Source organism: Caballeronia novacaledonica (assembly GCF_900258035.1).
GTDB classification, from domain to species: Bacteria; Pseudomonadota; Gammaproteobacteria; order Burkholderiales; family Burkholderiaceae; genus Caballeronia; species Caballeronia novacaledonica.
In genome coordinates this window covers 158,497-178,447 of sequence record NZ_OGTP01000007.1, presented here as the reverse complement: position 1 = coordinate 178,447, position 19,951 = coordinate 158,497, and the positions used below count along the sequence as shown (strand labels likewise).

Sequence of the window (19,951 nt, the reverse complement as noted above, 5' to 3'; positions counted from 1 at the left end):
GTCTGGTAACTCGCCGCACAAACCGGGCGTGAGACAAAAAAGGTATTCGAATTCTTATGATGTCTTCGATCGCTCAACGACTTTCTAACGTCATCTCGCCAAGCCGATTGTCCGATTGATCATAGAAGGTCCGAGCGGCTCGCGTACCCGCAATGCTCTCCAGGTTTCTCGAAGCGTTGAACTGCGCCCAGCATGCATCGACGTACGATCGAAACTCGTCTCTGAATCGGGCAGCGGAAAACCTCTCCGCGTGAGCACGGCACACGGCTGGCGATATGCCGTCCGGAAATTGCTCGAAACGGTAGACCGCATCGATGATGGAATCGACAGTCTGATTCTCGAACCAAATGCCTGTGCGCCGGCGCTCATCGCTGCTATGCACGACCGTCTCTCGCGATCCACCTTTTCCATACGCTATCACCGGCGTTCCGCAAGCCTGCGCTTCGACCGGCGTGATTCCAAAGTCCTCCTCGGCGGCGAAAACGAAGGCGCGCGCGCGCTGCATGTATCGCTTCAGCTCCGGAAGAGGCTGATAGCCCAGAACCTTGACGTTGGGCCCGGCTAGCTTTTTGATCTTGTTCATTTCCGGCCCGTCGCCGATCACGAACAACTGCTTGTCCTGCATCGCGGAGAATGCTTCGACCACCAGATCCACGCGCTTGTACGGCACCAGCCTAGAAGCAACGAGATAAAAGTCTTCTTTCTCCGTACACAACTCGAACGTGTGAACATCGACGGGAGGATAGATAACAATGGCTTCGCGCCCGTACACTTTCTTGATACGCCTGCCGATAAACCCCGAGTTGGCGACGAAATGATCCACCCCGGCTGCGGTCCGATAATCCCAGATCCGCAACTTGTGCAGCATCCATCTCGCTAGCATGCTTTTCAGGCCCTTTGTCAGACCCGATTCCCGAAGGTATTGATGCTGCAGGTCCCATGCATAACGCATGGGTGAGTGCACATAGCTGATATGCAGTTGATCCGGTCCGGTCAGCACGCCCTTGCTCACGGCGTGGGCACTCGATATGACGATGTCGTACGCGGAGAGATCCCATTGCTCGACCGCCATTGGCATCAACGGCAGATAGCGCCGATAGGAATCCCGAGATCCCGGCAGCTTCTGAATGAACGAGGTAGTCACTTTCCTGCCACGAAGAAACTCGGTGCGTTCGACAGTATCGGGCTTCGCGACGATAAAGAACACATCGGCTTGCGGGAAGAGGTCCAGCATCTGCCCCACGACCTGCTCTGCACCCGCCACAACGGCGAACCACTCGTGGACAATCGCTACTTTCCTGTTGTTCATAGCTTTAATCCGGTTTTAGAACATCTTCGACCAAGCTTCATCGTTCTGACAGGACAGCCTCTTCGAACCACCCAGTCGATATTGCGCTTATCTGCTCTTTATCTGATGATCGACCAACGTCTTAGGTAATGTCGATGGCCTCCCTCGTGAAACGTGAGATGTCTTGCCAGCTAACCGCCTGGCGTGAAGCGTAATCCATATCTAAAGTCACTCGACGAGTGCATCCGAACGGCATTTTGAATATGTATTCCTAAATATAAATACATGACTTGTATCGACGCATGCTTTCCACCGCCATAGCTGGACGCGCCAAGATAACTTGAAACGAATCCGGATCCGTACTGCCAACGACCGACTTCGTTGGCCAAGCACAGCCGGTTTCGACAGCGTGATCGAAACGACATTGATATGCGATCGATCGCGCTAATTTGTATGAGTGAGAATCGGACCATCCCGTGTTCTTGCGTCGTTCATCAGGAACATCCGCAATGCATCATTGTCCATAGCTTACTTTATGGACGGAAATTTTCTCGCCAACGCCTTGGTTAATCCTGCCAACCATATCGATTTCAGACCGGGAGAGCTTTGGCGATGCATCGGCGGACACCAAGCGAGAAGCCGCAGCGAACAGGTTTTGTTATGCAATCGCTGACATGCGCGAGCTAATTTTGGAAGGTTCGGATTCTGCTGTGCAGCGTCTGCAATCGTGCGGCGACCGCGACGGACTTTCTCTGCTGCCGGACGTTCTATCGATCATGTTCGTCTCTGGCGCCCTCCGTCGCGCGACGCACGAGGTCAATATTTACGCTTTAATCGACGCAATGTCTGAGTCTTGACCATTATTCCAAGGCGGCGAGATCGTTTTCAACCGTCAGCTCCCGCAGACGGCGCGCCCAGTCTTGATTAGAATTGCGGCGAATATCCGGAAAGATTGCGAGCGTGGCGGACATATCGCAGGAAAACCGGAATTCCCGTCAACTGTGCCGCGAACCACGGAAGCGTGGCGTCATCGTCGATGACTATGGTTTTAAGACGGTATGGATCGCTGCGATTGTCGTTCCAGCCGAGATCACATGTACGGGCCGTTTTATAACCTGCGGCCTTCACGAATCCGACTTCGCGGTCGGTGTAATTGCCATTGGGATACGCGAAATGCTCGCATTCGATGCCGAGCATGGATTCGATTTCCAGCTTGCAAACGGAGATCTCCTGCTCGCACTCCCGTTCATCGCAACGAGTCAGGATCGGGTGAAAGCGTGTATGTGCCTGAAAATCCACGAATGGCCGCATTTCTTCGAGTTGTTCGGCTGTCAGGCCGGTCGCTTCGTCTTCGTGAATCTGATTGACGCCATATTTCTCGAGTTCGGCCAAACGCTCCTGATTACTCATGCGCTTGAGTCGCTCGATGCCGGCCTCTTTCGCAACGGGCAGCAGCCACCAGTGCACTGCAGGCCGACCGACGAATTGGCTGCAGAGAAAAATCGTCGGACGAACCTTGTGTTTGACGAATACCGGCAGCAGATCCGCGTTGCCCACAACCCCGTCATCGAATGTAATGGCCGCTCTGGGACGTCCGTTTCCCTGCGAGGCCACCTGATTGAGCGGGATAACCTCGCAAAGCGTTTTCAAGTGCGTCAGATGTTCATCCAGTACCTCCGGCTTCGGATCGTGGTACAGCAGAACCGCAACGCGATCGCGCCATAGAAGGCGGCGCGAAGCGACGTCGAACCCGAAAGTCATAATGCCGCGTGCGAAAACGTTTTGCAGGACTGCCTTGGCGGTCATGTCTGTCCTCCCGTCCCTCGAAGGTTGTGGCTAGCTTATGCTTTCTTCTCGTTTCCGTGCGCGGAATTCGTCTGGCGACATGGAGAACTGCTTTCTGAATAACTTTGATAACCGCTCTCCACTGCTCAGGCCCGTCCGCCGAGCGATCTTGTCGATGGGAAGCTCGCTATTCGCGAGCAACTCGCAGCTAAGCTTCATACGCGCGTTCAGCAAGTACTGTGAAGGCGTGAGACCCATTTCGCGTTTGAAATGACGTGAAAAGTTCCGTCCACTCATTGCGGCGGTATGGGCGGCGTCCACCACCGAAACCTGTTTGCCGCAATTGCGTTCCAGCCAGCGCGCAGATTCCTGGGTCTTCTCGGCCGCGGTCGGCGTGCCCATTTCGCTCAGCATGATCGACACGTGTTGATTGTCGAGTAGACGCTCGACAGCCGACGATGCGATGTCATAGCCAAGATCTCGTTTGAGCAAGTCCAGCGCATAGATCAAGGCATGGCTGCGCTCATCCCGAGTGCGAACCGGGTAGTCATGCGCGAATAAATCGCGCCCTTGCAATGCGCATGTCTCGCACGACAGGCCAGAGGCCGCCAAAAGTGCATGTCCGCTGCCCAGCCCATTGATGGCTGCGTTCCCGGAGGGCGCGGACTTCAGCAGTTCAATAAGTCTTTCGTTTGCCAATGCTTCCGACACCCCGGTTCCACCCGCGATGTATAACACGTCGCAAGCGCGGAAGCGCTGTCCGTGCAGGGATTCTGTGCCGACGCAGATGGACGAGGAACTTGTCACTACCCCTCCGCGAGCCGACAGAAGAGAAATCTTATACGTAAGATTCTCTCCTTTCATGGACTCTTGCAATTCGTTCGAGATCTTCAGAATTTCGATCAGGGTGCCGACTCCTATGAGAGAGAATCCATCATAAAGAACGATGCCTACATGCTTGACGATGGGCCGGCCAGATATTTCGGATCTCCCACTCAGGCTTGCATCATGAAATGAGATAGCGCGTGCCATAGCCGTATGTTCCTCGCAAGTTCGTACTCGCAGAACTGCGCCCGCTGCATTCTGCCGCCCGATTTTTTTTCAGGCGCATTGAAGGGAAAGAGGCCACTGGTTGGAGCGTCGGTACGGATCAGATAAGCTTGTCCGCAAAGAACCGTCCGATACTGCACGCTCATATTCCGGCTATCCGTGGGAAAACGCACATTTCGGCTAACGTGTGTCCCGCTTGACAAGTAAGCTTTGCAGCCTTTCTACGGAAGCGAATGTTCCGTATGACTTATGAAATCGCGTAGAGAACGACGCGCCGGCTCGCTCGACGCGTCGTCGGCGTAGTCACTTCGGCGTCTTCCATCTGCGCACTAGATGGCGAAGCGGATTGACGACGCAATAGTGCTGAAGTGCGGGCAACGGGTCGTCCCACCGAAAGTATCCGTCTATCAGCACGCTGCCTATCGTGCGCAAATGACGCGGAACCCGGTCCACGACCGTCGCTCGCCATGTCATATTCGCGCCTTGGACCACTTCGCTTATCGGCGGCAAGCCGAGCTCATGCCGATAAGCGGCCGCAGGAATATTTATGCCGCACAATGTGGCGATCTCCTCCTGCCAATCCGTTCTTCCGACGGTCGGCTCGATCATCGTGAACTTCTTGTGTATGTCGTCCCACTTGTATTCCATGCTTCCCATGCCATCGAGGCCGGCACATTCCGCAAATCGCAGGGTCATCGGTTCGAGCACGTCGCGCACTTCGTCCGCTGCGACGCAGATCGCAGTGCTTCCGACGTGACGCGGAAAGCTGAGTAGCTTGCGCCCCGTGAAAGCGGCTACCTTTCGGCCTTCACGACCGCGGTAGAACAGCGTGAAGTAGATGTTGGAGTCGGCCCCTTCGACCCACTCCTGCGCAACGATTCTTATTCCAGCGCTCAACATCGAGAGCGCATGCGTGCGCGCCTCGTCCAACGACTCGGCCTTCACGACCCGTTTCGCTTTGCCCCTCAGAACCTGACGCTTGTCGTCAGGTTTGAGGATGCAGGGAAAGGTCATAGCCTCGAGCCTGTCCGCGTCCGGCCCGGATTCCAGAGTAATGGAGCGAGGAACCGGAAAGCCGTGCTTCAGCGCGAACTCGTGAAAGCTGGCTTTATCGCTCGCGGTGTCGGTACACTGGCTGGTCGGTAAACGGAAAATGAACCAATTGGCGAGTTCATTTCGATTCTCGGATACCGAACGGACGCACTCTTCATCGGCCAGGAAAAGAACGGGACGTTTCGAGAAAGTCTTTCCCAGCTTGATCATGTCCTCGGTGAAGTTATCGCCGATATACGCTCTGACCAGCCGCGGCGATGCATGACGCGACCACAATGCTGCCCCGGTGAATCGCGTACCCACTACGGTGACGGGAATGCCGGCACGTGCCAACGACCGTACAACACCAAGTCCGTTGAGCGTACCTCCGAGCACGACTGCCTCGGCGGCCTGGCCGTAAGTCGCCTTGATTTCCATGAATTTGCCCTTTTTATTTCGTTATGCAAAGTGAACAAAAAATGAAAGACGACGCCTCGAGGTCGCCCGCCTATCCAAACACTATTTTGTGTAAAGGACGATCGCCGCGTCGTGTCTCGGATGGTATCGATCGAATGTGACTTGGGGACACACTATTGTTGTTCGTTCGGTCTACTAACCCAGCGCGGTAGTAACCGTATTCTTGGAATTTTTCGCAAGGGAAAGCCTAGGTCAAAACCATCGCATTTGCTAGATCAAAAGCGACGAATGTGGCGTAGCGCACGTTTCCTTCTACCGCACGCCGATACTTTTTTGAGTGTGCAAAGAATGCGCTCTACGGTGCTGCCTCGTACGCCACACAACTGTCACAGCTGCCGCATTATTCTGCATTGCGGCTCTGTGTCCGAAACTCGGATGGCGACATCGAAAACTCCTTGCGAAACAACTTCGACAGTCGCTCTCCATTGCTGAGACCGGTCCTGCGCGCGATCTTATCGACGGGGAGATCCGTGCTCTTCAGCAGCTTGCACGTGAGGTCGAGCCGCGCGCGCAAAAGATATTGCAAAGGCGTTACGCCGATTTCCCGTTTGAAGAGACGCAGGAAGTTACGTTCGCTCATCGCGGACATTCGCGCGGCATCGACGATCGATATCGGCTTTGCACAGTTCTGCGTGATCCAGCGTGCCGACGCGCACACCTTTTCCCTCAACGTCGTTGCTTGCAGGTCTTCCATCTCTCCGTCCGGCGAGATGTCCGCGCCCAGGCCAAGACGATGGGCCACGCGCACAGCGATTTCGGGCCCCAGGTCCTTCTTGAGAAGGGCGAGTGAACTCATCAACGCCTGATCGCTATCGCGCGTCATCGACTGCAATTCGCGCTGCTGCACGCCCACGGCGGACAGCAATATGTGACCATTGCCGATCGCCGCAATGCTCACGCTCTTTTCACAGAGCTTGCGCAGAAGTGCCACGAAGGCTTCATCGGCCAAGGCGCGCGCCACGCCGTTTCCGCCCGCGACGAAAAGCACATCGATGCCGTCGAACTGCTCATCGCCCCACGCTTCGGTCCACACCGATATCGACGATGAACCGGGTACCGTACCACCACTCGCCGATATGAGCTTCACGCTATACGTGAATGCATGTTTCGACCCTTCGGCCTGTAACTCGTTTGCGGCGTGAAGTGCTTCGGCCAGCATGCCGGCCGCGAGCAACGAAAATCCGTCGTATAAAACGATTCCGATACGCTTGATCGCTCCCGCGGACTGTTGCGAACGAATGTCGTCGCTGGAGATGGCTGCATTCTTGATGACAGGACGTGGAGTCGACATCACGTAGCCTCCAGTTTGATTGTTCGTAGGGAATGCAGATAGCTTCTGAAAAATGTGCGGGGAGTCGATCTCAGCCGGAAGAATACAGGTTACAAAATATTTCGTCGATGCGCGGATCCATAGATATCCATATGAAAGAACTCTCGATCTATTTTTATTCTTCGGAGTATTCACGTGCCTTGAATAGCTGGCTCAATAGGATAACTTTTAGTACCGCTGGAAATAGAGCACTCGAAGTTATCACTGGGAAGATGTCAGATCGAGCGTCAGATAGCCCGTCACCGTTTGTGCGGTGATGCCGTTGAGCCTGATCACTTCCCCCGAAAACGATGCGTAACGGGTCGTACTCGCGCCAACGCCCGGTCCCGCACCCGAGCCGCTGTGCGAGATGATCACCGCGCCCGCAGGCCGCGTCAGATCGTAGGTGTTGCCCGGCGCGCCCGTTGACGAAACCCGCAACGTCATACGTGCGCGCGTCAGCGAGCCGCCCAACGCTGTCAGCGTTGACAGATCGAGACTCGCGGTTTTCACGCCGGAGAACGAGATTAGCAGCCGCTGCCCGCGGTATAACGGATATCCATTCGAAGTCGCATGAACGCCTCCGTTCGCTTGCCATGTATCGGAAAAGGCATTGTCATGGACAATCGCCGGAACGCCTGAGTTATAGGGGTCGTGTTCGAATGCAAATACGCCGCAATTGTGACAGACGTTTCCTGCGATCATCGGGCTCGTGGCGATAGCCACGTCCGTGTAATAACGCAACGCGTAGCCTTTGCTTTTTGTGACGTCATAGTCGAATGTGTTATTCACGAATGCGCCGCCATCTGGATTCTTCCATTCGCCTTCATGTATTTCGGCCCCAGACAGGCCGTGCAGATGGTTATCTCTGATCACGGCGCCCGACGCACGTTGGAACGTGAACAGTCTGTCGTCGCTCGTGAGCTCGTTGTGGACGATCTCGAAGCCTGTCCGCACGCCTGCGCCCTGATCGTTTGCCCACAAGGCCGTACGCCCCGTTGCATGAACCGCGTTATTGCTGAATACGATGCCCGTCTCGCCGTCGGTCGAACTCGCCAGCATGATGCCGCCGGCCTCTGTGCTCGTCGGTTCGGACGTCTGTGCCGCGCCCGCGAGATAAACAGGCGTGCGATAAGCAACATTGTTCACAAACACGATGTTTCTCGGAATGCGGCCTGATCCGGTTCCATTTCCAAAATAGCTCAGCTCTCCGAACTTTGCATTCCGCACCGTGTTGCCGATGAGAATCACGTCCACGCCGCCCTCTGCGTCGAGACCGACATCGCCGCAATTCGAGATCGAATTACCGTAGACGATCAAATCTTCGCTGTCGGCCTCAAAAAATCCGCCCTCGGCGGCTGTGTCGATCACGTTGTCGGAATACTGGCCGTGCGTAACCTGCCAGATTTGCATGCCGTGCATTGTGTTGAAAATGTGATTGTTATAAACATACTGATAGCTTGAACCTGATTGAAGGATGCCCTGCGCGCTGCTCCCGCAATTCCGTATGTCGTTGCCGCCGATAAAGTTATTTGCGAAGTACCAGACACCAATGCCACAGCCCTTGAAACCATCCGCGTCGATTTGCAGGTTGAACACGCCCGCATTGTCGCCGTTTATCAGCATGATTTGATGCTGATCCTGGCTGCCCCAGGGCACATGGAGCGGGACATTCGCGCTCAATCGAATGATCGTGGCGGTAGGTCCGTCGCCCGTGACGAACGTATTCGCCGGCACGAGCAGATAGGACGATATCTTGTAGATACCAGCCTTTAGCCTGACTTTTCCGCCTGCGGCAAAGCATTTGTTGAGCGCTTTAGTCGCGTCGGTCGTACCCGTGTTATCGGCTGCGAAGTCGGCATGGCATTCCACGCTCGAACGGAATCTACTGCTGATTTTTTTTGCGATCGCGTTTGCCGCCGCCGATCGATAACCGGCAGTGCCCGTCTCCGAAGACGACGAAAGGCGTCTCGTCTCGCTGCGTCCAGGAACGGAAGCGTCCTGGGAGAAGGCCACGTTGCCGTACGCGAGAACTGCGATTGCGAACCAGTGCCATAACCTTTTCATAGCTGCGTAGATCGGGATTGCGAGCCAGACGTGCATTGGGGATATCAGTGCGGTCTTTCGGTACTCAAATCGGCGCGAAGCTTTCCACCGCTTCGTGTTCCTGCAGCTTATCGAGCATAAAGATAGAGACGAATAACATGAGGATAAAATTGATAGGGAACACGGTCAGAAACGGCAAGTTGAACGATGCAGCCACGACATAGATTGAAAACAATAGAACAGACAGGGTCACACGCCTCACCCTTTGGCTACGCGCTTCATTGAAAATAACGTAGAGTTTCCACAAGAATGCCGTCAGCATGAGCAGCAGCGATGCCGTCCAGATCAACCCATAGTTATTCAACGAGGTCACCCACCAAGATTCCGATATCAGGTAATCGTCCCCGCCAAGAATCCACACGGAAATGTCGGCGAGCTTATCGAGGCTGAACGAAGCGAAATGCGCATCCGAGCTCGCCTGCTTCGACGCAAAAACGACATCCAGCAATCCGTTTCCGTCTAGATTAAAACCGTTGAAAAGGTATGGCAGGAATACGGCAAGACAACCGATCATCAAAAGGAATAAGGTCGCCTTGAAATGATTCGTGAGTCCCCATAGGCCGATCAAAAGTGCAAGGAAAGCTATCGCGGTAAGCGACTGTGAAAAAAATATGGACAAGATCACGCCGAGAATGCAAAGCCGATTCATCATCGTCTTCGGCAAGGAATAGGCGTACCCGAGCAGGAGGAATGACAAAGCCGCAAACCCATTCGGATCATCCAAAAAACTGCCGAATCTGACGGCCAATGTATCTTCGTATGCCAGAGCGGGAAGTCGCCCGATCGAATAGAACAGAATCATCTGTATGAGATTGACGACGAGCGAAAAGTACAGCGTGAACTTCATGAATGCGTCGATTGCCTTCAGCGTCACACCGCGCACCGATAACGAAATGAAGAATGCAACGCCCGCAACGATAGGGAGGGCGAGATGTTTCGCATCGCTGTCGAACACGAAATGAGCGATTGGCCACGTCAACAGCATGAGATACACCGCTATGAAACCCAACCTGCGTCGTGGAATATGCAATCCGCCAGCTACGAATGCGATTACTACGCACGCAACCACAAGAATCAAGTATTTGGCCGCCTGCAACAGCGGCGGCGTATCCGAATACGTCGGGCTGGTTTGCGCGGAATTGATCTGCAACGGATAGCGATACGACGAGTACAAGAGCGCAACGATCACGGTTGCCCAGAATATGAATTGCGCTATTTTCGCTCGGGCCATGGCTGACTGCCTTACTCTGATTGTCGTCTAAACAATGGGACAAGACGCTGTCACTGCACCATTTCGGTCTCGCGCCGCTTGTAGGTTCGGTTCGAATAGCGGTAACGTCCGTAGTCGTAGCTATAACGGCCGGGCCGCAGGCGTTGCCCGTTCACGACCACGCCACGCACTGCAAGCCCGATCTTTGTGAATCGACGTATCGATTCGCGCAGTTCGCCGAGTCCGGTCACGCCTTGTCGCGCGACGAGCAGAGTGACGCCCGAAAGACACGCCAACTGCACAGCGTCGGGCGCGGAAAGCACCGGCGGCGCATCCAGAAGAACAACGTCATACGCCGCAGCGAGTTCGCTCGCCAGCGCTTGCAGGTCGGGACGCGAGAGCACGTCGCTCGGACTCGAAATCAGATTTCCGACTGGAAGGAAATCGACGCCCGCCAGCGCGGTCGACCGGATAATCTCTTCGCTGCGCGACGTGCCTTGCATCAGGTCGGATAGCCCCGGTCCCCGATCGCCGCCCATATAGCCATGCAAAACCCCTCGTCGCATATCGGCATCGACGAGCAGCACGCGCTTGCCCGACGCACCCATGACGGCGGCGAGGTTCAGCGCGATGAACGACTTGCCGACGCCCGGCGTAGGGCCTGAGATGAGCACCACACGGTTGCGCGCCTTTTGCATCGCGAACTCCAGCGCCGCACGCAAGCCGCGCAGGTTTTCGATCGCATGATCGCCCTTCGAATCGCTCGCCAATAACATGTTCTTCATGCCGGAGCGACGTCGGATGCGGTTGAGCTTTTCCTCTCGCCGGCTGTATGCGACGCTGGCAAAGACCGGCAGTCCAGTGCGCATTTCGATTTCGTGCGGATCGTCGATTGCATCGAACACGAGCACACGCGCCAACGATGTCAGAATGCCAAGGAACAGGCCGAGCACCAACGATGCCGCAATGATGCGCACCGGTTTTGGGCGAATCCGCTCTTCGGGTACTGCAGGGATATCGATGAGGTGGACGTTGCCCGCTTTTCCCGCTTTGACCAGCTTGAGTTGCTCGGACGTGTTCAGCAAAGTGGTGTAAAGCCCGGCGCCTACCGTCACGTCGCGCTGAAGTCGAAGGACGTCTTGCTCCAGCGGGGGCAGCATGCGCGTCGCGCGACCTACGTCGTCCGCTTCGCGCTGCGCAATCTGAATCTGTGCATCGATGGCACGTATCGACGGATGGTCGTCCGTATAGCGGGCAAGCAATTCGCCGCGTTTCTTTTCAAGCTCCATGAGCTTCGTCTGCGCCGTGACCGAACGCTGAAGCAGATTCGTCGCTTCCTCACCGAGATCGACCGTGCCGTGAGTCGCACGATAGGTATTCAAGCGCGTTTCCGAACTATCCAGGCTATGCTTCAACTCCGGCAACTGCGCTTGAAGAAACGCGAGCGAGCGTTCCGCTTCCTCGGATTTACGTCGCACGTTCTGGCTGACATACTCCGCTCCGATAGCGGCCAGGATCTCGCTGATCTTTTGCGGATCGGGGCCGGTCAGTGACACGCCGATGACGTTCGAATCCTTGGCCGGTGCTTCGATCGCCAGTTCCTTGCGCAGCTTTTCCGTAGTGACGACAGGCGACAAGCGCCGTAGCGTGAACGACGCGCCGTCCATCGCATCGATACTATCGACGAGCAGCGTGACAGGTCCATGAATGGTCGTTGCCTGCAATACTTCGCCGATCGTCCCTCGCAATGCGATGTCGCGATATCGCAGTTCGTAGTCGCGGCCCGGTCCTCGGGTCAGTACGAACAGACGCCCGTATAACTGCCGCGGCACGTCGAACTGCGAGACCTCGATTCGTTCCTTGCTCCAGGCATAACCATACGGGCCCGGCTTCGAGAGGGAATCCGAATGCTCCGCGAGCCAGCGTCCGATAACGGGAAAATAGCGCGGCTTTGCCTCGATGAACAAATGCAGCTTGTCGACCACCTGGCTCACCACGGAACGCGAGCCGATAACCTGCGTCTCGCCCGATGCCGCTGTCTTGACGTCGAACATCGAAGAGACGTCGCCCAATATGTTCTTCGTCGTCGCCGACGAATCGGCGCTTTGTTCGACCTGCACGAGCATGTCCGCGCGATAGATCGGCTGTGCCAGAAATGCGTACAAGATGCCGAGTGCCAGCACCGCCGCCGTAATCACGGCGATCAGTTTGCGGTTGTCGTAGATCGTGTCGAGATAATTTGCGAATCGCGCTGGCGGATCTTCGTCGGGATAGCCTTTTTCGAACGATGTACTGTCGCGGTGCATGTTCGCTCTCCAATGGCCGGGAAATACCTTCAGAGCGGCCGATTCGCGTGACACGTCATGGGTCAGAAAGCCACTAGCCTTCTCGTTTTGCTTTTGCCGTCGAGCGCAATGCTTGCCCAATACATCGCATAAAAGCTTGGCGTTGCACTGATGACTTTCATCTGATTTTTAGCGCGCAACGCTGGAGGAAACGAAATGGAAGGCACGCTGCGGAGTGCAGACTAACAGTGCACATTGTGTTCGCTTCGCCTGGCGCAGCAAGACTTGCTCGTCGAATTTCACCAGTCCTCGAGGAACAATCGTCGAACCAGCTTGGCGCTGTCAAGTGGAGTTTTCCATCTTCGACGATGGGCGAAAATAGCCAATATGTTGTCCAGCATCCTTAAAAAGCGCGGTCTATGATCTGTTTCGCCGGCTTGCCCCCAATTCGTGTTCGACATGGCTTAGCGGTCATCCGGACGTCGCTTCACACCATGATCCTGCGGGCTGGCATCGTACAGGGACCGTCATGGATATTACTTTCCGGCAGACTGCTCCGACTACGCTCACGCTAGCGCTGTGCGCCGTGGCGATGTTGCCGCTGTTCTGGCTGGCGTACATGTATGCGGTCCCGACAGAGGATGCCGTCATCCTCTTCGAGTATGCGAAAAGTCTTGCGCAGACCGGAGTCATCAGCTATGGGCACTCGGGAATTCCCATAGAAGGTGCAACGGACTTTCTATGGATGCTGATGATCGCCGCCCTGAAAAAAGCCGGCGTTCCCGAATTCCTTTCCGCTCTCGCGTTGAACTTCGCCGGTGCATTGATCATCCTGTCGCAGTTGAAAGACAGTGCTCGCCGGATCATTGCCCTATTCGGTTTGCTTCTTACCCCATACCTGTACGCGGCTCTTCAAGGCTTCGGCCCGCTGCTCTTCTGTGCGGTCTATGTCCTCTGCCTGACGGCGAGCATGCGTCCGCAAGCTTCCTTCTACGGGTGGGTTCTTCTGCTGTGCCTCATTCGCCCCGATGGCGTCGTATGGGCGGCTGGCCCCGTGCTCCTGCGACTGGTGGAAGGACACAGCCGCGGTGCCCTCGGCAAGGAACTTCGTAACTTCTTGCTCTATTTGTGCGTGCCGGGTCTCATCTACTTCGGCTGGCGGGCGTGGTACTTTTCGGAATTGCTGCCTTTGCCCTTCCTGGTGAAGTCTGCCGGAGACCGCAACCTGATTCTCTTCTATGGCTATTCGGGGCTGTATGTATTGTCGGCATTCGCGCCCATTGTCCCTGCGTCGTGGATGTCGGAAGACCGTGCGCGACTGCTGCGCCGCCTCGCGTGGCTCTTCTTTCTTCCCTGCGTGTTCTATAGCTGGATGAGACTCGAACAGAACGTCGGCAATCGCTTTCTTGCTCCGATGTTCTTCGGCACCCTGTTGCTGTTAAGTCGGGAAACGAAACTTCGTCCGATGGTCCTGTTCACGATCCTGTCGGTCGCGTGCGGAATCAAGATCACTGCCGAGACGGCGGAAACCGTCGCGGAATCGAGTTCGGAAACGTACTCCTACGTCTCGCAGGATCTCGCCCGGCTCGAAGGCAAGATGCTCGTGACCGAAGCGGGGCGACTCGCCTATCACAGTAATTGGGTCACACACGATGCCTGGGGACTCAACACGCCGCAGTATGCCCACAAGCTTGTCGATTATCGGGAAATCGATGCAGGTTCCTATGATTTGATCGTCGCGCACTGCAAGATTGGACTCCTTAGCAATCCGATATCCTTACCCTCGAATCCACCGCGTTCCTGGGACAATCTCTGCCATGTTATGACCAGCTACATGACGGAGAAGCAATACAAAGTCCTTCTGGTTCCGGTTCTGATGAACGGGATCGCCTGTTCGGCCTCGCATCTCTGCGCCTATTCTTCCGAAGCATCGACAAGACGTCCGGGCTGTCAGCGCTTCGACATTTATGCGTTATCCCCCGCTTATCCGAACTTCGACGAATTGTCCCGTTTGCTGAAGAACCGTGGAGCAATCGATTATTCCCCCACGCTCAAGTATGATGGCGACGAAGTATGTAGCTGATACGACGCTATCTGTCGCGGGGTGCAATTGATACTTTCAGATATCTATCGCGGATACATCGCCTGTCTGAACGCGCAGGACTGGCCGAACCTCGGCACATTCGTTCATGACACGTTGCACTACAACGAGCGCGCGCTGACGCTCGACGACTATCGCGAGATGCTGAAGAAGGACTTCCGCGAGATCCCTGATCTCTTCTTCGATATTCGACTGTTGATTGAAGCACCCCCGCGCATCGCTGCCCGATTGCGCTTCGAGTGCGCGCCGAAAGCGGTCTTCATGGGGCTGCGCATCGACGGAAAACGCGTCGTCTTTTGCGAAAACGTCTTCTATGAGTTCCGCGAAGGCAAGATCGACACCGTCTGGTCCGTCATCGACAAAGCCGCGATCGAAGCACAGCTTTAGGCGGCGTCGGTGAAAAACGCATCCGGCATCGAAGAAGCTCCGTTAGGTTGTATTTGTCGGATGCAGGCCGCAACGAGCGCGGCGGAAACATTGAAGCACCGACAGAACGCCCAACCAACGAAGCGTTTCGACTACACATATCGTTGCAGGCCCGCGATGCTTTCCCGCAGTTCCGCTTGCAGCCGCGTCATCAATTCGGCTGCGGGCAATTCACGCGCGAGCGCGGCCGCTTGCCCCGCCCATTGCGCGCCGTAACCGAATTCGCCCTTCGCTTTGGCCGCCGCGTGCAGCGACTTGCCCGCATCGTAGGTGACGGGATAGGCGGGAATCGCAGGCGCTTGCGCGCCGCGCCCCAGTTCGGTGAACTTGTTGACGAGGCTGCGCGCCTTGCGTCCCGAGATGGCGGCAGTGAACGTCGTATGGTTGGCCGCGTCGCTGAGAATGGCGCGGCGATACCCCTCATCGATCGACGTCTCCGTGCAGGGCACGAACGCCGTGCCGAGTTGAGCCGCCTGCGCGCCGAGCGCCAGCGCCGCCGCGATGCCCGCGCCATCCATGATGCCGCCCGCCGCGATCACCGGAACTTCGAATGTGTTTGCGAGCAGGCGCGTCAGCGCGAAGGTGCCGAGGTGGTCGTCGTCGGCTTGCGGGTCGAAGATGCCGCGATGCCCGCCCGCTTCGATGCCCTGCGCGACGATCGCGTCCATGCCCGCCGCGACGAGCTGCTCCGCCTCACGCACATTAGTTGCGGATGCAATCAGTTTGATGCCCGCGCCGCGCAACGCATGGATAAATTCCTTCGACGGCAAGCCGAAGTGAAAGCTCACGACAGCCGGCTTCTCTTCGACGAACACGTCGAGCATCGCCTCATCGACGACGAAGCTCGTGTAAATCTCGCTCAGCTTCGCGGGCGGCGTCGCGCCGAATTGCGCGAACACGGGCGCGAGCCATTCGGTCCACGCCTTCTCGACGGCGGCATCGGCGCTGGCCGGCGCGTGACAGAACACGTTGATGTTGAACGGCTTGCTCGTGAGCTCGCGCGTTTCGCGAATCACCTTGCGCGCGCCCTGCGCGTTCATCGCGCCGACGCCGAGCGAGCCCAGGCCGCCCGCATTCGATACGGCCGCCGCGAGCGCAGGCGTGCTGACGCCTGCCATCGGCGCCTGAATGATCGGCGTGTCGATGCCGAGTAGCGATGTCAATGCGTTCTTGCTCATGGATATGCATCCTTTAAATATTGCATGATTCAACGCTGCGCGAGTCGTTCGACGGCGAAGTCGACGAAAGCCCGCACGCGCGACGACAAATGCCTGCCGTGCGGATACAGCAGGATGAACGGTCTGCTGCAGCCACCGAACTCGCGCAGCACTTCGGTGAGCGTGCCCGCGCGCAATTCGTCCTCGACAGTGAAGCGATACGTCTGAAACAGGCCCGCGCCGTGGCACGCGAGCGGAATGCCAGCGAGCGCGTCGCCGGACGTGCCGTAGCCGCCTTGCGTCGTGATCTCGACGGGCTCGTTGTTCTGCATGAAAAGCCACGGCACGGGGCGGCCGGTGCTCGGCATCTCGAACTGAATGCATTCGTGTTCGGGCAAATCCTCGATGCGCTTCGGCATGCCGGCGCGCTTCAGATAAGCCGGCGAGCCGACCACGACCAGTTCCGCATCTTCGAGCTTGCGCGCGATCAATCCGGAATCGCGCGGGGCGCGGCCGCGTATCGCCAGATCGAAGCCTTCGTCGGCGAAGTCGATGTTGCGGTTGCTCAGATGCGCCTCGACGGTCACATCGGGATAACGCTTTCTGAACTCGGCGAGCAGCGGCAGCATGCGATAGTGGCCGTAAGGCGTCGGCACGCTGATGCGCAGCGCGCCTTTTGGCGTCGTCTGCTGGCCGGTCGCTTCGCGCTCCGCTTCCGCAAGACGATTGAGCGCGTCGCGGCATTGCTCGAAGTAGCGCCGGCCCGCATCGGTCAGTCGAATCTGGCGCGTCGTGCGCACGAAAAGCCTTACGTCCAGGCGTTTTTCGAGCCGCGCGACGGAGCGGCTCACCGCCGCCGGCGTGACACTCGCTGCCGTTGCCGCGAGCGTGAAGCTGCCGAGTTCAGCCGCAAGACAGAAGAGTTCGATGCTGCCGAGAAGGAGATCGTCGAATTGCCGCTGCATGTCGAATGGCTTCGCGTCGTTGTCGCTGCATCTTCCGCGCTTGCCGCCGCACGGTCAACCGACACCCTTTCATTTGAGTTGTGACGCGCGGGAACAGATCGATCGAAAGCCCAAAGAACAATCGCCCGCTTCTTCCTGCGAGGAAAAAGCGGGCGACGTCTTGCAAGCGTGACCGGCGATTACTTCGCGGTCGGCATCGCGAATTCCGCGCCCTTCTCCGTGCTCTCGGGCCAGCGCTGCATGATCGACTTCTGCTTCGTGTAGAAGCGCACGCCTTCCTCGCCGTACGCATGCATGTCGCCGAAGAGACTGCGCTTCCAGCCGCCGAAGCCGTGCCATGCCATCGGCACCGGAATCGGCACGTTGATGCCGACCATGCCCACTTCGATGCGTCGGCCGAACTCGCGGGCGATATGGCCATCGCGCGTATAGCACGCGACGCCATTGCCGAACTCGTGTTCGTTGATGAGATCGACCGCTTCGCTGAAGTCCTTCGCGCGCACGCACGCGAGCACCGGGCCGAAGATTTCTTCCTTGTAGATGCGCATCTCCGGCGTGACGTGATCGAACAACGTGCCGCCCGTGAAGAAGCCGTCCTCGTGGCCCGGCACTTTGTAGCCGCGTCCATCGACGACGAGCTTCGCGCCTTCTTCGACACCCAGAGCGATGTAGCCTTCGATACGCTCCAGCGCCTGGCGCGTGACGATCGGGCCCATTTCCGCGTCGGATTCCATGCCGTTCCTGATCTTGAGCGCCTTCGCGCGCTCGGCCAGCATCGGCACGATCTTGTCCGCGACATCGCCCACGAGCACCGCCACCGAGATCGCCATGCAGCGCTCGCCCGCCGAACCGTAGCCCGCGCCGATCAACGCATCGACAGCCTGTTCGATGTCCGCGTCGGGCATCACGACCATGTGATTCTTCGCGCCGCCGAGCGCCTGCACGCGCTTGCCGTGCTTCGCGCCGGTTTCGTAGATGTAGTTCGCGATGGGCGTCGAGCCGACGAAGCTGATCGCCTTCACTTGCGGATGCGTGAGCAGCGCATCGACGACGACCTTGTCGCCCTGCACGACGTTGAAGATGCCATCGGGCAAACCTGCTTGCTTCAGCAGATCGGCCATGAACAACGATGCCGACGGATCGCGCTCGCTCGGCTTCAGGATGAACGCGTTGCCCGACGCGATCGCGACCGGGAACATCCAGCACGGCACCATGCACGGGAAGTTGAACGGCGTGATGCCCGCGACGACGCCGAGCGGCTGGCGCGTCGTCCAGTTGTCGATGCCGGTGGATACCTGTTCCGTGTAGTCGCCCTTCAGCAGTTGCGGAATGCCGCACGCGAATTCGATCACGTCGATGCCGCGCGACACTTCGCCCTGCGCATCCGAAAACACCTTGCCGTGCTCGGCGGTGATGATCGCGGCGAGTTCGTCGCGATGCTTGTTCATGAGTTCGAGGAACTTGAGCATGACGCGCGCGCGGCGGATCGGCGGCATGTCGCGCCACGCCGGAAATGCGGCTTTCGCGCTCGCGACGGCGGCGTCGACATCGGCGGCTTCGCCCAGCACGAGCTTGCGCGGACGCTCGCCCGTCGCGGGATTGAACACCGGCTGCGTGCGCGTGGCCGAGCCATGCGTGCGCTCGCCGTGGATGTAATGGACCACGTCGGCCGTATCGTTGAACGCTTGCATCTCGACTCCTCTCACTGACTGGTTTGGCTATGGACACAGTGTAGGAAGCGTCGCGCTCCGTGCAAAGGCGCTATGATTGAACTCATTGTTTATATTGGCAAACAATCGGCTGATGGACGAGCAAAAGATCGAAGGTCTCTGGACCCATTTGCACTGGCTGACCGTGCTCGCGGAACAGGGCAGCTACACGGCGGCGGCGGCGCGCCTGAACGTGTCGAAAGCGGCGATGAGCCAGCGCATCGCGGAACTGGAGCGCGCGGCGGGCGTGCCGCTCGTCACGCGCACGACGCGCAGCGTGCGTTTCACGGAGGCGGGCCGCCGGCTCGTCGATGATACGCGCGGGCAGTACGAGCGCATCGCGTCGAGTTTTCTGAGCGTGAAAGAGACGGCGGGCGTCGCGCGCGGCCTGATCCGCGTGACCGCGCCGATGGCCTTTTCGCGGCAGCAACTCGTGCCGCGCATGTCGGGATTTCTGCACGCGCATCCTGACGTGCGCGTGCAACTGGAGGCATCGGACAAATTGAGTTCGATCGCGACCGAAGGTTTCGATCTCGCCGTGCGGCACAGCGCGCAGGTTCCGGATACGCATGTCGCGTGGAAGCTGTGCGATACGCATTCGGTGATCGTCGCGACGCGCGCGTATCTGAAGCGGCGCGGCACGCCCATGACGCCCAACGATCTCGCCACGCACGATTGCCTCGTTTATCCGCGGCCGCAGGCGTCGAGCATCTGGTCGTTTCAGAGAAAGGGCGGCCGCAAGAGTTCGACCGGGCCTTATACGCTCGCGGTGAACGGGCCCTTCTCGGCGAATAACAGCGAAGTTTTGCGCGACGCCGCACTCGACGATCTCGGCATTGCGCTGCTGCCGGATTTCACGGCGCAGGCCGCGGTGCAAGCGGGCAAACTCGTCGTGCTGTTGCCGGAATGGCGGCCGGTCGGCGCATTCGCCGATCAGCTATTCGTGGTGCGGCCTTATTCGCCGCATGTGCCGCGCGCGGTTGCGCTTTTCATCGGTTATTTGCGCGAGACTTTTGCGGGTGGATTTCCGCTTTAAACCGTCCGTAAACGG

Annotated in this window: 14 protein-coding genes; 3 read left to right on the top strand and 11 right to left on the bottom strand. The window is 57.7% G+C overall.

The window, feature by feature from the left end; genetic code table 11:
* Nucleotides 1–73: 73 nt before the first annotated feature.
* The 8 genes from NOV72_RS13125 to NOV72_RS13085 all read right to left on the bottom strand — a co-directional run bounded on the left by NOV72_RS13125 (nt 74) and on the right by NOV72_RS13085 (nt 12,563).
* Nucleotides 74–1,309 (bottom strand): glycosyltransferase family 4 protein, encoded by a 1,236-nt coding sequence (locus NOV72_RS13125; RefSeq protein WP_106855017.1) that lies wholly within the window; start codon nt 1,307–1,309, stop codon nt 74–76.
* Between the two features lie 903 nt (nt 1,310–2,212).
* Nucleotides 2,213–3,094 (bottom strand): polysaccharide deacetylase family protein, encoded by an 882-nt coding sequence (locus NOV72_RS13115; protein WP_106855015.1) that lies wholly within the window; start codon nt 3,092–3,094, stop codon nt 2,213–2,215.
* Between the two features lie 30 nt (nt 3,095–3,124).
* Nucleotides 3,125–4,105 (bottom strand): GlxA family transcriptional regulator, encoded by a 981-nt coding sequence (locus tag NOV72_RS13110; RefSeq protein ID WP_106855014.1) that lies wholly within the window; start codon nt 4,103–4,105, stop codon nt 3,125–3,127.
* 321 nt (nt 4,106–4,426) lie between these two features.
* The gene (locus NOV72_RS13105; protein ID WP_181291025.1) at nt 4,427–5,593 is read right to left on the bottom strand and encodes a carboxylate--amine ligase; all 1,167 of its coding nucleotides are present in this window, start codon (nt 5,591–5,593) and stop codon (nt 4,427–4,429) included.
* Nucleotides 5,594–5,972: 379 nt separating this feature from the next.
* Complete coding sequence (locus NOV72_RS13100; RefSeq protein WP_245933015.1) at nt 5,973–7,097, bottom strand: GlxA family transcriptional regulator; 1,125 nt, start codon at nt 7,095–7,097, stop codon at nt 5,973–5,975.
* Between the two features lie 66 nt (nt 7,098–7,163).
* Nucleotides 7,164–9,044, bottom strand: a complete 1,881-nt coding sequence (locus tag NOV72_RS13095; protein ID WP_106855012.1) for a right-handed parallel beta-helix repeat-containing protein — start codon at nt 9,042–9,044, stop codon at nt 7,164–7,166.
* Nucleotides 9,045–9,072: 28 nt separating this feature from the next.
* Nucleotides 9,073–10,278 carry a hypothetical protein gene (locus tag NOV72_RS13090; RefSeq protein ID WP_106855011.1) on the bottom strand — a complete coding sequence of 402 codons (1,206 nt, stop codon included), beginning with the start codon at nt 10,276–10,278 and terminating at the stop codon, nt 9,073–9,075.
* A gap of 50 nt (nt 10,279–10,328) precedes the next feature.
* Nucleotides 10,329–12,563, bottom strand: a complete 2,235-nt coding sequence (locus NOV72_RS13085) for a GNVR domain-containing protein (RefSeq protein WP_106855010.1) — start codon at nt 12,561–12,563, stop codon at nt 10,329–10,331.
* Nucleotides 12,564–13,071: 508 nt separating this feature from the next.
* Between NOV72_RS13085 and NOV72_RS13080 the strand changes: the two genes are divergently transcribed.
* Nucleotides 13,072–14,625, top strand: coding sequence for a hypothetical protein (locus tag NOV72_RS13080; RefSeq protein ID WP_106855009.1), 1,554 nt, complete (start codon nt 13,072–13,074; stop codon nt 14,623–14,625).
* 30 nt (nt 14,626–14,655) lie between these two features.
* Complete coding sequence (locus NOV72_RS13075) at nt 14,656–15,030, top strand: ester cyclase (protein ID WP_425428728.1); 375 nt, start codon at nt 14,656–14,658, stop codon at nt 15,028–15,030.
* Nucleotides 15,031–15,161: 131 nt separating this feature from the next.
* Here NOV72_RS13075 and NOV72_RS13070 read toward each other — a convergent pair whose 3' ends face one another.
* From NOV72_RS13070 to NOV72_RS13060, 3 genes are all read right to left on the bottom strand, one after another.
* The gene (locus NOV72_RS13070; RefSeq protein WP_106855007.1) at nt 15,162–16,247 is read right to left on the bottom strand and encodes an NAD(P)H-dependent flavin oxidoreductase; all 1,086 of its coding nucleotides are present in this window, start codon (nt 16,245–16,247) and stop codon (nt 15,162–15,164) included.
* A gap of 29 nt (nt 16,248–16,276) precedes the next feature.
* On the bottom strand, nt 16,277–17,191 hold the full coding sequence (locus tag NOV72_RS13065; protein WP_106855006.1) for a LysR family transcriptional regulator: 915 nt from the start codon (nt 17,189–17,191) through the stop codon (nt 16,277–16,279).
* A gap of 179 nt (nt 17,192–17,370) precedes the next feature.
* On the bottom strand, nt 17,371–18,882 hold the full coding sequence (locus NOV72_RS13060) for a CoA-acylating methylmalonate-semialdehyde dehydrogenase (protein ID WP_106855005.1): 1,512 nt from the start codon (nt 18,880–18,882) through the stop codon (nt 17,371–17,373).
* Nucleotides 18,883–18,994: 112 nt separating this feature from the next.
* Here NOV72_RS13060 and NOV72_RS13055 point away from each other — a divergent pair, with 112 nt between their 5' ends.
* Complete coding sequence (locus tag NOV72_RS13055; protein WP_106855004.1) at nt 18,995–19,936, top strand: LysR family transcriptional regulator; 942 nt, start codon at nt 18,995–18,997, stop codon at nt 19,934–19,936.
* The last annotated feature ends 15 nt before the right edge of the window (nt 19,937–19,951 follow it).